The organism is Nocardia vulneris, from assembly GCF_001613425.1.
GTDB lineage: Bacteria > Actinomycetota > Actinomycetes > Mycobacteriales > Mycobacteriaceae > Nocardia > Nocardia vulneris.
In genome coordinates, this window is the sequence record NZ_BDCI01000013.1 from 196,262 (window position 1) to 209,755 (window position 13,494).

A 13,494-nucleotide genomic window follows, 5' to 3' on the forward strand; every position below is an offset into this window, starting at 1 on the left:
ACAAGGCAACTGGATGTGAACCAAGGATCGGCGAGTGCTCGTCGAAGAGGAGTAGGGCCGTGCGGACCGAGGCGATCGGAGCGGGACCATGACCCTCAACCGAGGCGACCACACCGCGTTGGCGCTCTGGGCCGCCGCCTGCGCCGAACATGTGTTGCCGCTGTTCGAGCGCGCTCGCCCGGACGACGCACGGCCGCGCGCGGCGATCGAGGCGGCGCGCGCCTGGGTGCGCGGCGAGCTGACCATGCCCGAGGCGCGCCGGGCCGCGTTCGCCGCGCACGACGCGGCGCACGGGCTCGAAGGCGCGGGCGAATACGCGGCCCGATCCGCCGGACATGCCGCGGCGACCGCGCACGCCGCGGGCCATGTCGTGCACGCCGCCAACTATGCCGTCAAGGCCGCCCAGGCCGATTCGTCGGAGGACAGCGACGAACGCGCCTGGCAGGAATCGCAGGTACCCGCGCGGCTGTTTCGCGTCGTGTTCCCGGATCGGGGCCTGTCGGAGCATGGGAGGTGAGGGCCACACCCCACCGTGAGGGTTGGATTGCTCACAGTTGGTGGGGGTACGTGTGGAGAAATTCGTCGGATCATGGCATCGTTGATCTACGAGACCAGGACATTCCATTGTCAGAATCTGGCTCGTCTACAGAAAGTATGAAATGGCTCAGGGCATTGTGAAGTGGTTCAACAGCGAGAAGGGCTTCGGCTTCATCGCGCAAGACGGCGGAGGCCCCGACGTCTTCGTGCATTACTCGGCTGTTAGCGGCTCGGGTTTCCGGTCCCTCGACGAGGGGCAGCGCGTGGAGTTCGAAATCGGCCAGGGTCAGAAGGGCCCGCAGGCGCAGGACGTTCGCGTTCTCTGATCTCGCTCCCCAGCTTTTGAAAGGCCTCACACCGGCTCGGTGCGGGGCCTTTCACCGTTTCCGGGACCTGCCGGTCAGGACTCGCGGGTGAACTGGACGTGGGTGACCGCGGGGGAGCGGACCACGGAACTCACCTGGTAACCCGGCAGCGTGCCGAGATCGTCGTAGAGTCCGCCGAACTACTCGAACAGGGCGGCCCCGAACTCTGGGCGGACCTTATGGACGAACTGCGCGAATCCCACCTGGGCGTACCGCGCCCGGACCCGGGCCGGCCGACCGCCACCGATCGGCTGGCCCAGGCGTGCGCCGCCGCGCTCGCCGAGGCGTAACCCGCTAGCGTGTGGCTTCGCGGCGGAAGAACTCCGCCGTGCGAGCGCGCGCGTGCGCCAGGTCCGGTTCCCGTGTCTTCGGGAAAGCGTCTGCGGCCAGGTCGAATTCGGCCGTGATGAACGAGGCGATCGGCATCGGCACTGTGCCACTGCCCATTTCGCGGGTCCGCGACTTGAGTTCGGTCAACTCCGCCACCGCTGCGACCAGATCCGCGGGTAGCTCGCACTGGTCCATCAGGGTCGGCAGATGCATCGGCGCAACCGCCGCGTCCGGATGCCGACGCAGCCACCGCAGCGCCATGGCGGGGCGCAGCGAATAGAACACCTTCTTCAGTGATCTGTTGCGGTCGAACAACTCCCACTGCTTGCTACCCAGATGCAGGTAGTGCCGGGCCACCCGGCTGCGGTCGGCGACCTCGTCGGCCAAGGCACGGAGTTCGTCGCGGAACGCGGGGTCGCCGCGGTACACGATCGGCGACATCAGCCATTCGATGAGCACAGCGTTGCCCGCGACCAGCAGGCGCAGCGCCTTGGCGAGGTCCCAGCCGTTCACGTCGAGCAGCCCCGCCAGCGGTGTCTCGATGACGTCGCGGGTGCGCCACGGGGACAGGTAGGTCTCCAGGCTCGCCACGTAGACGAACCGGCAGTCATAGTCCGAGTCGGGTGACGGAAAACCCCAAGCACGACTGCCGCTTTCGATGGCCAGCCGCACCGAGACGCGATACTCGCGCGCCACCCGGTCCAACTCGTCGTCGATGGACCCGACCACGGTCGGGTCCATCGAGGCGGGAACGGCGCGCAGGGTCATGGGCCGATGCTATGCGGCCGATGATCTACGCCGCACCTCGTTTTTCGCTATCTCTGCTGCTCGGACCGGCCCGGTGTGGGGCTGACCGTGGCGATCGCCAGCGCGATGAGCACCAGCACGCCACCGAGCCACATCGCCGACGTGACGCCGAACGCGTCCGCCATCCGGCCGCCGAGCAACGAGCCGAGCGCGATGGCGCCGTTGAAGACGCCCGCGTTCAACGAGGACGCGCCCTCGTTGGCGTCCGGCGCGGCGGCGAAGACCCAGTTCTGCGCGGTCACCGAGACCCCACCGTAGGACAGGCCCCAGACCACCATGAGCACCACCGCCAGGATCAGGGATCCGCCGAGTGCCGGCACCAGCAGCACGGTGGCGGCCAGCGGCACGCCGATGGTCAGCAGGGTGCGCCGCGGATTGCGGACGCCGGTGCTGCCCGCGCCGAAATTGCCGAGGACACCGGCGATTCCGTAGATCAGCAGCAGGGTACCGATGGTGCTCGCGCCGACACCGGTCACCTTCTCCAGCAGTGGCCGGATGTAGGTGTAGGCGGCGAAGTGCCCGGTCACCAGGAATGCGATGACCAGCAGACCGGTGCTCATCTGCGGTCGTCGGGTCAGTCGCAGCGCGGCGCGCAGTGGAACGCCCTGTGTCGCGGACAGTTTCGGCACCACCGCCGCCACCGTGAGCAGCACCGCGAGTGCGAGCCCCGCGGTGACGACGAACGCCGTGCGCCAGCCTGCGAGCGCGCCGAGGTAGGTGCCGGTCGGGACGCCGATCACCGAAGCCACCGCGACACCGCTGAACACCAGTGCGGTCGCGGTGCCGACCGAGCGCGCGGGCACCAGGCGCGCCGCCATGCTCGCCGCGATCGCCCAGACGCCGCCGATCGCGATGCCGACCAGTACCCGCGCGCCCATCATGACGCCGAAGCTGGGCGCCCAGGCCGAGCCGAGATTGCCGAGCACCAGGACCGCGAGCAGCCCGCACAGCACGAGCTTGCGGTCGATCCGCCGCAGTGCCGCGGGCAGCAGGGGTGAGGCCGCCGCCGCGACGAAGCCGGTCGCGGTGAGCGAGAGTCCGGCCGCCCCTTCGCTGACCCGCAGGGTGTCGCTCATCGGCGTGAGCAGGCCGACCGGCAGCATCTCGGAGGTGACGACCGTGAACGTGGCGCCCGTCACGGCGCCGACGCCGAGCCAGCCGCGCCGCGTCGAACCACCCGCCCGCGGTGCTGGACTCGTGACTTCTCGAACCTGTGTCATGTCTCCAGACAACGGCTTCGGACAGGGTGGAAACAACGGCGAAGGTCTCATCGTTCTATGAGCTGGACTCATCGACGGTGGAGAGGAAGCCCATGACTGGCTTGGAGGTGCGCGAGCTGGAGGCCTTTCTCGTGTTGGCCGAGGAACTGCACTTCGGACGGGCGGGCGAGCGCTTGTACGTTTCGCAGAGCCGGGTGAGTCAACTGCTGCGGGCGCTGGAGCAGCGGGTCGGTGCGCGGCTGATCGAACGGACCAGCCGCAAGGTCGCGCTCACCCCGCTCGGCAAGGATTTCCTGGCCGAGTTGCAGCCCGCCTACGACGCGTTGCGGGCGACGGTGGACGGCGTCCGCGCGGCGGCCCGAGGCATGGAAGGGCTGCTGCGCATCGGCTTTCAGGGCTCGACGAGCGAGAACCTCGCGGCCGCGGTCGCGTTGTTCGGCAGCCGCTTCCCGTCCTGTGCCACCGAGGTGATCGAGATTCCACTGGCCGATCCGTTCGGGCCGGTGCAGCGCGGCGAGGTCGATATCGCGGTGGTGCTGTTGCCCATGGGAGAGAGTGAACTCGTCCTGGGACAGGTCTTTTCGGAGCAGCCGCAGATGCTGGCGATGCGCCGGGATCATCCGATGGCCGGCCGGGGCAGCTTGTCCGCGGAGGATCTCGCCGAGTTCGCGCTGATCGGCGTGCGCGGACCCGCGCCGCAGTACTGGCGGCGGGCACAGGCGCTGGACGTGACCCCGGGCGGGCGACCGGTCGCCGCCGGACCCGAGGTCGGCACGCTGTGGGAGGGGATCGAGGCGGTGGCCGCGGGGCACGGTGCGATGCTGCTGTGCCATCCGACGGCCGTGTTCCACGACCGGCCCGAGGTCGCCTTCGTGCCCGTGACCGGGTTGGCGCATTCCCGGCTCGGGCTGGTGTGGCATCGCAATCGCGAGACCGCGCGGGTGCGGGCGTTCTCCCGCGCGGTCGCCGCCGTCAGTTGATAAACCTGCGGGCCGTCGCGGACGTTATGTGACGCGTTATTCGGCTCCGGGAGCAGCTATGCCGGACATGCCTGTCTGCGTTGTTCCGGTAACTCGGCGAGTCATTTGTTTCTGTTGCGTGCGCGCATAATTCGGCAACCTACGCTGCCGTAGCGGAGCGTTTATCGAGACCGCCCTCTCACTCGGCTATCAGTGATTTCTCAGAGAGAACTTATTTTTTCTGGGACGTGTGTCGCGGCGGTCGCCTGTGGTGGTCAAGACCCTGATGATCAGGGCATTCAGTTGGATTGGACGCCTGACCTGGTGATCTCCGTGATGTGAATGTTACCTATGTCACTAAACGGCCGAATTCCGTAACCGCATTTGTTCGAGGCCCGATGTGTCCTGTGTCAGCCAGTACAACTGGATTGTCTTCCAACGAAGAGGTATTTCAATGATCCCCGTTATCATCGACACCGGTAGCGCTGCCCTCGGCGGTTTCCTGGACACCTTCGGTGCCGCTCTGCACGGAATCGTCAACACCCTGTGGACGGGATCCTTCGGCGGTCGCTGAATCAACGTAACGGTCGTTTGATCGGCCGGGTCTCGCGCCATTCGGGCGCGTTTCCGGAGAGGGCCCTGCACCCGAGCGGTGCGGGGCCCTCCTCGTCTGCGGGCAACCGCGCCGGTCCTACTGACGACGGCCGCCTACCAGTGGGGTAGCAAGCGGCGAAACAGCGCACACTAAGCTGATCCGCGGTAATTGCCGACCCCTTTCCCCAGGAGTACTCCACAGTGAGCCAAGCAGGCCGTCCTGTTGTCCTGATCGCCGACAAGCTTGCCCAGTCGACCGTCGACGCGCTCGGTGACGGAGTCGAGGTTCGGTGGGTCGACGGCCCCGACCGTCCGGCTCTGCTCGCCGCGGTGCCTGAAGCCGACGCGCTACTCGTGCGCTCGGCGACCACGGTCGACGCCGAGGTCCTGGAGGCCGGCAAGAACCTGAAGATCGTCGCCCGGGCCGGCGTCGGCCTCGACAATGTCGATGTGCCCGCGGCCACCGAGCGCGGCGTCATGGTCGTCAACGCGCCGACCTCGAACATCCACACCGCCGCCGAGCACGCCGTCACGCTGCTGCTCGCCGCCGCGCGCCAGATCCCGGCCGCCGACGCCACGCTGCGTGAACACACCTGGCAGCGCAGCAAGTTCAACGGTGTCGAGATCTTCGACAAGACCGTCGGCGTGGTCGGCCTCGGCCGCATCGGCCAGCTGTTCGCCGCCCGCCTTGCGGCATTCGAGACCAAGATCGTCGCGTACGACCCCTACGTGTCGCCGGCCCGCGCCGCCCAGCTCGGCATCGAGCTGCTGAGCCTGGACGAGCTGCTCGAGCGCGCCGACCTGATCTCCGTGCACCTGCCCAAGACGCCCGAGACCAAGGGCATCATCGGCAAGGAAGCCATCGCCAAGACCAAGCCGGGCGTGATCATCGTCAACGCCGCGCGCGGTGGTCTGGTCGACGAGCAGGCGCTCGCCGACGCCATCAAGTCCGGCCACGTGCGCGCCGCCGGCCTCGACGTGTTCGAGACCGAGCCGTGCACCGACAGCCCGCTGTTCGAGCTGCCGCAGGTCGTGGTGACCCCGCACCTCGGCGCGTCGACGGCCGAGGCGCAGGACCGGGCGGGTACCGACGTCGCCAAGTCCGTGCTGCTCGCGCTCGCCGGTGAATTCGTGCCGGGCGCGGTGAACGTCACCGGCGGCAGCGTCGGCGAGGATGTCGCGCCGTGGCTGGACATCGTGCGCAAGCAGGGCGCGCTGCTCGGTGCCCTGTCCAACGAGCTCCCGGTGAGCGTCGAGGTCCAGGTGCGTGGCGAACTCGCCGCGCAAGACGTTGCGGTGCTGGAGCTTTCGGCGCTGCGCGGCATCTTCTCTGCGCTCGTCGAGGACCAGGTCACCTTCGTCAACGCGCCCGCGCTGGCCAAGGATCGCGGTATCACCGCGACCGTGAACACGATCTCGGAGAGCCCGAGCCACCGCAGCCTGGTCGACCTGCGCGCGGTGTTCGGCGACGGCCGCACCCTCAATGTGGCGGGCACGCTCACCGAACCGTCGCAGGTGCAGAAGATCGTCAACATCAACGGCCGCAACTACGACATGCGCGCCGAAGGCATCAACGTCGCCGTCCTCAACTACGAGGACAAGCCGGGCGCGCTCGGCAAGATCGGCACCAAGCTCGGCGAGGCCGGCATCGACATCCTCGCGGCCCAGCTGAGCCAGGACGTGGACAAGGAAGGCGCGACGGTGATCCTGCGCGTCAACCGTGAGGTGCCCGCCGAGGTCGAGGCCGCGATCGGCGAATCCGTCGGTGCCGCCAAGGTCGTCGTCGTCGACCTGTTCTGATCGACCGAACGGAGCGTTGTTGTCATGAAGCTTGCTGTCATCCCGGGCGACGGGATCGGGCCCGAGGTCATCGCCGAAGCGCTCAAGGTGCTCGACGTGGTGGTGCCCGGCGTCGAGAAGACCGAGTACGACCTCGGCGCCAAGCGGTATCACGCGACCGGTGAGATCCTGCCGGACTCCGTGCTGCCGGAACTGCGGCAGCATGACGCGATCCTGCTCGGCGCGATCGGCGATCCGTCGGTGCCCAGCGGTGTGCTCGAGCGCGGGCTGCTGCTGCGTACCCGGTTCGCGCTGGATCACCACGTGAACCTGCGGCCGTCCAAGCTGTTCCCCGGCGTGACCAGCCCGCTCGCGGGCACCCCCGATATCGATTTCGTGGTGGTCCGCGAGGGCACCGAGGGCCCGTACACCGGGACCGGTGGCGCGATTCGCGTCGAGACCCCGCACGAGGTGGCGACCGAGGTCAGCACCAACACCCGGTTCGGCATCGAGCGCGTGGTGCGCTACGCCTTCGCGAAGGCGCAGGCCCGGCGCAAGCACCTCACGCTGGTGCACAAGACCAACGTGCTCACCTTCGCCGGATCGCTCTGGCAGCGCACCGTCGACGAGGTCGGCGCCGAATTCCCGGATGTCGCAACGGCTTACCAGCACATCGATGCCGCGACGATCCACCTGGTGAACGATCCCGGCCGCTTCGACGTGATCGTCACCGACAATCTGTTCGGCGACATCATCACCGACCTCGCGGCCGCCGTCAGCGGTGGCATCGGTCTGGCGGCCAGCGGCAACATCGATGCCTCGGGCACCAACCCGAGCATGTTCGAGCCGGTGCACGGCAGTGCGCCGGATATCGCGGGTCAGTCCAAGGCCGACCCGACCGCCGCGATCCTGTCGGTCTCGCTGCTGCTCAACCATCTCGGCAACGCCGAAGGCGCGGCGCGCATCGAGTCCGCCGTCGCGAAGGACCTCGCCGCGCGGTCGGGCAGCGCGTCGACGGTCGAGGTCGGGGACCGCATCGCGGCCGTCGTCTGAGCACGAATCGCCGGAACAGCGACCCTGCACCGAATCGGTCGGTGCGGGGCCGTTATTCTTCGTGGCCGGTGCATCCCAGGGGTCGGGTGTGAATCGGGTGCAGCGTGGTACTCATGCCGTGGTGGCGCCGGTTGTTCGCCGGCGACCCGGCTCGGCTGGCGAACGGAGGCGCGGGTGAGCGGACAGCGAAGGTCCCGTCTCGGCCCGTACACGGCCACGGACCTGCGTGGATTGCCCGGCGGCGGTAAGGGTTACGAGTTGGAGGACGGCTGGCTGGTCGAGGTGGTCTCCGGCGCCAGGCACAACCACGTGGCGCAGCGCTTGGGCAGATTCATCGATGCCGGCGCGGTGGGCGCGGCCGTTCATCTGTGCGTCGGCAGTGGCTGGGAGATCAGCACGCGCAGTGGAGTTCGCAAACCCGACATCATCGTGGTGCCCCGAGAAGTCGCGCGGGCCGCGGTGGTCGCCGAAGTGCCCAAACTCATTCCGGGCACCGAGGTTCGGCTCGCGGTGGAGGTCATCGCCCCGGGCAGCGGAACAGAGCGCACCGATCGGGTGCGCAAGGTGCACGAGTACGCGGCGGCCGGCATTTCCCAGTACTGGATCGTCGAGCACCAGCCCGACGTGCAGGTGCATCGAATGGTGTTGTCCGACGGCGCCTATGGCGCCGACCCGGTGGTCGGGCCGGGCGCGGTGTTCGACGCGGTGGTGGAGGCCGATCAGCCTTTCCGGGTCACCTTCGATCCCGCTGCGCTGCTTGCTGTTTGACCTCGATTGTGCATACTGGTCGGTTGGTGCGAGGCCGGTGCATGATCGAAAAGCGTTGTGCGGCAGTGCCGCGATAGTCGATGGTGCGCTCAGCTCTTACTGCGGGTGCGCGGCGGGCGGTGGCTGATGCCGACGGCGCGACGGACGAACGCGACTGTCTCCGGCGCGATCTCGTCGTGCAGCCGGCCCGAATCGATCCGTTCGATGGCGCGGCCGAGCGCGCCGTCGATCAGGTCCGCGGTCAGGTCGGGGTCGGGGTTGCCCATCTCGTCGAGCGCCGCGCGCAACGGTGCCGCCAGATCGTGATGCGCGTGCGCGAGATCGCGCCGCGCGGCCTCGTCCCGGGGCAGGGTGCCGCCGAGCACCGCGATGCGATGCGCGCCGGATGCCGCCAGCGCCAGGGTCGTTCGGACGTACGCGTCCAGCTGGCCCGCCGGCGTCTCGGCCCGTTCGACGGTGTCCCGGACGCGTTCGCCCCACTCGGCCAACGCATCCGAGACGATCTTGGCCAAGATCTCGTCGCCGGAGCGGAAGTATTTGTAGACGCTGCTGCGCGCCAGGCCCGCAGCCGCGCCGACTGCCGCAGGCGTAACCGCCTGGGGCCCTTTCTGTAACAACACAACGCGCGCGGCGTCGAGTAGCGCCCGCTCTTGGTTCGCCCGGTGTTCGGCGACGGTTGGTGCGTCGATCCTCGGCATTGCACTCCTGGTCACGACGGCGACGGAAGGGTGTCCATCCTACACTTGGCAACACCATGTCGCTAAACCCGACATCGCGCGGAAGTGGGAGAATCGGCACGAAGTGGACCAATCCGTCAGTGCGGCACGACTATTGAGCGGGACGGTCGGCCGGTACCAGGGGGATCGCGACCACTGCCAGTGCGGCGGCCGCGAGATAGGCGGCCGCGAAACCGCTCGCGGTGATGAGCGCGCCGAACACCGGCGGGACGGCGGCCATCGCCAGATTCTGGCCGGTGTTCTGCAGGCCGAGGCCGCGGCCGCTCCAGTACGGGCCCGCGATCTCCGCCACCGCGGTGAAGGCGAGGCCGTTGTCGGTGACCGTGATCACCGAGGCGGCGACCAGCAACGGTATTGCCGCCCACCACATATGGGTCCAGGCCGCCAGTGCCAGGGCCGCCATCGACAGCACCGCCGCGATCGCGACGATCCGCAGCGGTCCCATCCGGCTACCGACCCGGTCGGACCACGCGCCCGCGCCGATTCGGCCTGCGGCGCCCAGGATTTGGGTGCCGGTGACCAGAACTCCCGCCGCGGCCAGTGACCAGCCGACGTCCCGGTGCAGCCACAGCAGCGCGAAAGTCCATACCGTGCCTTGGGGAATCACCAGCAACAGCGATACCGCGTGGATACGCCACAGTGTCGTGTCACCCCGATAGGGGTTGGCACGCAACGCCGCGTCGGTTTCGGTCCCCGCGGGGCGCGGGGGATCGATGATGCCGATCAGGCAGCCCACCGCGGCCAGGCCCGCCAACGTCGCAGGCACCAGAATCGCCGCGGGCACACCGTATGTCGCCGCGACCGCCGGCACGGCCAGTGCGCCGACGGCGACGCCGAGCGGCTGTGCGCCCTGCCGGATGCCCATCGCCAGGCCGCGGCGCTGCGGTGGGAACCAGCCGACGATGACCCGGCCGCTGGCGCCGTTGGTGCTCGCCGCCCCGATGCCGCCGAGGAACAGCAGCGCGCCCAGGGCGACGTCGTTCGTGGTGCCCGCGGCGGCCACGCCGGCGGCCGCCATCAGCAGCGGGCCGCCGACCAGCACCTTGCGCTCGCCGATCCGGTCCACCACGTAGCCCCACGCGATCAAGGTGCAGACCAGCCCGACGGTGGGCATCGCCACCAGCAGCCCGGCGGTGGCCAGGTGCATCCCATGATCGGTCAGCGCGGGCAGCAGAAACGGCACGCCCTGCACGAACACGGCGCTGGCCGCCTGTGCGAAGACGCCGAGACCGAGCATGGACCACCGTCGGATGTCCGTCAACGCCGTCACGGTGGTCATCGGCCTCACCTCGTAATCTCATTATTTGGGACTTGATTCCCACTGAATGAACTCGTCGCCCACGCTACACCTTGGGGGCAAGCGGATTTCGCGGGTGAGCGATCTCTCACACCGCGCCGCGGGCGTGCGAACCGCGCTCGGCTGTCGGACTGCTCACAGCGGGACCGCGGACCGCGGGTGAGCGCTCGGTCGGGTGCGTTCGGGCAGGTGGAAGCCGGTCGATAGACTGCCGGACATGCGTCTAGGTCGAGTTGCCAGTCCCGATGGGGTCGCGTTCGTCAGCATCGAAGGAGAAGGAAGCGACAGCATCGCGAAGGAGATCGCGGAACATCCGTTCGGTACGCCGACGTTCACCGGCCGGAGCTGGCCGCTGGCCGACGTGCGGCTGCTCGCACCGATCCTGGCGAGCAAAGTGATCTGTATCGGCAAGAACTACGCCGCGCACGCGGCCGAAATGGGCGGCCCCGCACCGGAAGATCCGGTGATCTTCATGAAGCCGAACACCTCGATCATCGGGCCGAACGTGCCGATCATCCTGCCGCCCAGCTCCTCTCAGGTCGATTACGAGGGCGAACTCGCCGTCGTCATCGGCAGGCCGTGCAAGGACGTGTCCGCCGCCCGCGCGCTGGACGTGGTGCTCGGCTACACCGTCGCCAACGACGTGACCGCGCGAGATCAACAGCGCCACGACGGGCAGTGGACCAGGGGCAAGGGCTACGACACCTTCTGCCCGCTCGGCCCCTGGATCGAAACCGCCCTGGATCCATCGGATCTGGAGATCGTCACCGAACTCGACGGCGAGGTCCGCCAGCGCAGTCGTACTTCCCTGCTGCTGCACGACATCCCGAAGCTCATCGAGTGGATCACCACCGTGATGACGCTGCTGCCCGGCGATGTCATCCTCACCGGAACACCCGAAGGTGTCGGACCCGTGCAGGCCGGACAGCAAGTGTCCGTGACCGTCGAAGGGATCGGCACGCTCATCAATCCCGTTGCCGCCAAACGCTGATCATCGAAAGAGAGCCATGACTGAAGTACGGGTCCGTTTCTGCCCGTCACCGACCGGCACGCCGCACGTCGGCCTGATCCGGACGGCGCTGTTCAACTGGGCCTACGCCAGGCACCACGGTGGAAAGTTCGTGTTCCGGATCGAAGACACCGATGCGGCACGGGATTCCGAGGAATCGTATCGCGCGCTGCTGGACGCGCTGCGCTGGCTCGGCCTCACCTGGGACGAGGGCCCGGAGGTCGGCGGCCCCTACGAGCCGTACCGCCAATCCCTGCGCAAGGACCAGCATCTCGACGTGGTCCAGCGGTTGCTGGCCGCCGGCGAGGCCTACGAATCCTTCTCCACGCCTGAGGAAGTCGAAGCCCGCCACCGCGCCGCCGGACGCGACCCGAAACTCGGGTACGACAACTACGACCGCGATCTCACCGCGCAGCAGCTCGAGGCCTACCGAGATGCCGGGCGCCCCGCGGTGATTCGGCTCCGGATGCCCGACGAAGACATCACCTGGCACGACCTGGTGCGCGGCGAAACCACGTTCAAAGCCGGTGTCGTACCGGACTTCGCCCTCACCCGCGGCACCGGCGAGCCGCTGTACACGCTGGTCAACCCGGTCGACGACGCGCTGATGAAGATCACCCACGTGCTGCGCGGCGAAGACCTGCTCTCCTCGACCCCGCGCCAGATCGCGCTCTACGCCGCCCTGCGCCGCATCGGTGTCGCCGACTTCACCCCGGAGTTCGGTCACCTGCCGTTCGTGATGGGTCAGGGCAACAAGAAGTTGTCCAAGCGCGACCCCGAGTCGAATCTCTTCGTGCACCGCGACCGCGGCTTCATCCCCGAGGGTTTGCTGAATTACCTGGCATTACTCGGTTGGAGCATCGCCGACGACCACGATGTGTTCACCATGACGGAGATGGTTGCCGCCTTCGACATATCGAAAGTGAATTCGAATCCGGCCCGCTTCGATCAGAAGAAGGCGGACGCGCTCAACGCCGAGCACATCCGATTGCTGGAGACCGGAGATTTCACCCATCGGCTGCGCGAGTATCTGACCGATCACTCGCATATCGGCGCCGAAATCGATGAGAAGCTGTTCGCCGCCGCGGCCGAACTCGTACAGACCCGCATCGTTGTGTTGTCCGACGCTTGGGAACTGTTGCGTTTTCTGTTGGCGCCCGCCGAACAATTTGCGATCGACCCGGCAGCCGGGACCAAGAATCTCGGCACCGAAGCCACCCCGGTATTGCAAGCCGCTATTACTGCGCTGGAGCCACTGGCTGAGTGGACCACCCCCGCAATCGAAGCAGCGTTGAAAACCGCCCTGATCGACGAACTGGGGCTCAAACCACGCAAAGCATTCGCACCGGTCCGCGTCGCCGTCACCGGCTCGCACATCAGCCCGCCGCTCTACGAGTCCCTCGAACTGCTCGGCCGCGACGTCAGCCTCGAACGCCTCCGCTCCGCACAAGAGTGGTCCGCGACGGCCCGACGCCCCTGAAACAGCCGAAAACATGGCCTCTACCAGCCGATTTGTAGTAAACGGGTAGCCGTTTGGTACTCTTCTTCTCGGCCGGAACACGGCCTCCCAGTCAGCCAGACTGCGAGGCCGAATTACCAGGTCATTGGGGTATGGTGTAATTGGCAACACAGCTGATTCTGGTTCAGCCATTCTAGGTTCGAGTCCTGGTACCCCAGCGGAGAGAGCAGCTGTCGACAACGGTACGCGACCGAAAATCGAACAGCACCTGGCGATTTGGTCGCCAGGCCTCGGGAAGCTAAGCTAACCGAGCCTCCAGATCGAAAGATCACAAAGGTGCTCCTCGTACCAACGAGAAGCAGTCCAAGGCCCCGTCGTCTAGCGGCCTAGGACGCCGCCCTCTCAAGGCGGTAGCGCGGGTTCGAATCCCGTCGGGGCTACAACCAGATCGAAGGCTCATGCTCACACAGAGCGTGGGCCTTTTCTGGTTTCCGCGTATTTTGTGGGGGCGAAGCCCCCACGCCCCACCCGGCGGGCTGGCGCCCCCGGACCCCCCTGGCGAGGACGCTTCGCTGCTCGC

The 13,494-nt window shown here is 67.6% G+C and carries 13 protein-coding genes and 2 tRNA genes; 11 read left to right on the plus strand and 4 right to left on the minus strand.

Features of this window, described 5'->3' with window-relative positions; translation table 11 throughout:
* Positions 1–88 precede the first annotated feature (88 nt).
* From NVU01S_RS16100 to NVU01S_RS42470, 3 genes are all read left to right on the plus strand, one after another.
* Complete coding sequence (locus NVU01S_RS16100) at positions 89–517, plus strand: putative immunity protein (RefSeq protein ID WP_042254222.1); 429 nt, start codon at positions 89–91, stop codon at positions 515–517.
* A 142-nt stretch (positions 518–659) separates the two neighbouring features.
* On the plus strand, positions 660–863 hold the full coding sequence (locus NVU01S_RS16105) for a cold-shock protein (protein ID WP_014987157.1): 204 nt from the start codon (positions 660–662) through the stop codon (positions 861–863).
* Positions 864–961: 98 nt separating this feature from the next.
* On the plus strand, positions 962–1,192 hold the full coding sequence (locus tag NVU01S_RS42470; RefSeq protein WP_209444880.1) for a hypothetical protein: 231 nt from the start codon (positions 962–964) through the stop codon (positions 1,190–1,192).
* 4 nt (positions 1,193–1,196) lie between these two features.
* On the opposite strand, the gene NVU01S_RS16115 is transcribed toward NVU01S_RS42470, so the two are convergent.
* Both NVU01S_RS16115 and NVU01S_RS16120 read right to left on the minus strand, forming a co-directional pair.
* A complete protein-coding gene (locus NVU01S_RS16115; protein WP_175068898.1) occupies positions 1,197–2,000 on the minus strand; it encodes a nucleotidyltransferase domain-containing protein in 804 nt (267 codons plus the stop codon).
* A gap of 47 nt (positions 2,001–2,047) precedes the next feature.
* The gene (locus NVU01S_RS16120; protein ID WP_043679605.1) at positions 2,048–3,259 is read right to left on the minus strand and encodes an MFS transporter; all 1,212 of its coding nucleotides are present in this window, start codon (positions 3,257–3,259) and stop codon (positions 2,048–2,050) included.
* Between the two features lie 92 nt (positions 3,260–3,351).
* On the opposite strand from NVU01S_RS16120, the gene NVU01S_RS16125 reads away from it, so the two are divergent.
* From NVU01S_RS16125 to NVU01S_RS16140, 4 genes are all read left to right on the plus strand, one after another.
* Positions 3,352–4,239, plus strand: a complete 888-nt coding sequence (locus tag NVU01S_RS16125) for a LysR family transcriptional regulator (protein WP_043679602.1) — start codon at positions 3,352–3,354, stop codon at positions 4,237–4,239.
* Positions 4,240–5,013: 774 nt separating this feature from the next.
* A complete protein-coding gene (serA, locus tag NVU01S_RS16130) occupies positions 5,014–6,612 on the plus strand; it encodes a phosphoglycerate dehydrogenase (protein ID WP_043679599.1) in 1,599 nt (532 codons plus the stop codon).
* 24 nt (positions 6,613–6,636) lie between these two features.
* Complete coding sequence (locus NVU01S_RS16135) at positions 6,637–7,644, plus strand: 3-isopropylmalate dehydrogenase (RefSeq protein WP_043679596.1); 1,008 nt, start codon at positions 6,637–6,639, stop codon at positions 7,642–7,644.
* Positions 7,645–7,818: 174 nt separating this feature from the next.
* Positions 7,819–8,412, plus strand: a complete 594-nt coding sequence (locus tag NVU01S_RS16140; RefSeq protein WP_043679593.1) for a Uma2 family endonuclease — start codon at positions 7,819–7,821, stop codon at positions 8,410–8,412.
* An 89-nt stretch (positions 8,413–8,501) separates the two neighbouring features.
* On the opposite strand, the gene NVU01S_RS16145 is transcribed toward NVU01S_RS16140, so the two are convergent.
* Both NVU01S_RS16145 and NVU01S_RS16150 read right to left on the minus strand, forming a co-directional pair.
* Positions 8,502–9,110 carry a TetR/AcrR family transcriptional regulator gene (locus NVU01S_RS16145; protein WP_043679590.1) on the minus strand — a complete coding sequence of 203 codons (609 nt, stop codon included), beginning with the start codon at positions 9,108–9,110 and terminating at the stop codon, positions 8,502–8,504.
* A 130-nt stretch (positions 9,111–9,240) separates the two neighbouring features.
* On the minus strand, positions 9,241–10,428 hold the full coding sequence (locus NVU01S_RS16150) for an MFS transporter (RefSeq protein ID WP_043679587.1): 1,188 nt from the start codon (positions 10,426–10,428) through the stop codon (positions 9,241–9,243).
* A 235-nt stretch (positions 10,429–10,663) separates the two neighbouring features.
* Between NVU01S_RS16150 and NVU01S_RS16155 the strand changes: the two genes are divergently transcribed.
* The 4 genes from NVU01S_RS16155 to NVU01S_RS16170 all read left to right on the plus strand — a co-directional run bounded on the left by NVU01S_RS16155 (position 10,664) and on the right by NVU01S_RS16170 (position 13,354).
* Complete coding sequence (locus NVU01S_RS16155) at positions 10,664–11,437, plus strand: fumarylacetoacetate hydrolase family protein (RefSeq protein ID WP_043679583.1); 774 nt, start codon at positions 10,664–10,666, stop codon at positions 11,435–11,437.
* A 16-nt stretch (positions 11,438–11,453) separates the two neighbouring features.
* Positions 11,454–12,935 carry a glutamate--tRNA ligase gene (gltX, locus tag NVU01S_RS16160; protein WP_043679580.1) on the plus strand — a complete coding sequence of 494 codons (1,482 nt, stop codon included), beginning with the start codon at positions 11,454–11,456 and terminating at the stop codon, positions 12,933–12,935.
* 125 nt (positions 12,936–13,060) lie between these two features.
* Positions 13,061–13,132, plus strand: a tRNA-Gln gene (locus NVU01S_RS16165).
* A gap of 149 nt (positions 13,133–13,281) precedes the next feature.
* Positions 13,282–13,354: transfer RNA gene (locus tag NVU01S_RS16170), tRNA-Glu, on the plus strand.
* Positions 13,355–13,494 lie beyond the last annotated feature (140 nt).

What these genes read in the sequence shown, in the direction of transcription:
- NVU01S_RS16100 (WP_042254222.1), top strand. Translation starts at nt 89, where the DNA reads ATGACCCTCAACCGAGGCGACCACACCGCGTTGGCGCTCTGGGCCGCC.
- NVU01S_RS16105 (WP_014987157.1), top strand. Translation starts at nt 660, where the DNA reads ATGGCTCAGGGCATTGTGAAGTGGTTCAACAGCGAGAAGGGCTTCGGC.
- NVU01S_RS16115 (WP_175068898.1), bottom strand. Translation starts at nt 2,000, where the DNA reads ATGACCCTGCGCGCCGTTCCCGCCTCGATGGACCCGACCGTGGTCGGG.
- NVU01S_RS16120 (WP_043679605.1), bottom strand. Translation starts at nt 3,259, where the DNA reads ATGACACAGGTTCGAGAAGTCACGAGTCCAGCACCGCGGGCGGGTGGT.
- NVU01S_RS16125 (WP_043679602.1), top strand. Translation starts at nt 3,352, where the DNA reads ATGACTGGCTTGGAGGTGCGCGAGCTGGAGGCCTTTCTCGTGTTGGCC.
- NVU01S_RS16135 (WP_043679596.1), top strand. Translation starts at nt 6,637, where the DNA reads ATGAAGCTTGCTGTCATCCCGGGCGACGGGATCGGGCCCGAGGTCATC.
- NVU01S_RS16145 (WP_043679590.1), bottom strand. Translation starts at nt 9,110, where the DNA reads ATGCCGAGGATCGACGCACCAACCGTCGCCGAACACCGGGCGAACCAA.
- NVU01S_RS16150 (WP_043679587.1), bottom strand. Translation starts at nt 10,428, where the DNA reads ATGACCACCGTGACGGCGTTGACGGACATCCGACGGTGGTCCATGCTC.
- NVU01S_RS16155 (WP_043679583.1), top strand. Translation starts at nt 10,664, where the DNA reads ATGCGTCTAGGTCGAGTTGCCAGTCCCGATGGGGTCGCGTTCGTCAGC.
- gltX (WP_043679580.1), top strand. Translation starts at nt 11,454, where the DNA reads ATGACTGAAGTACGGGTCCGTTTCTGCCCGTCACCGACCGGCACGCCG.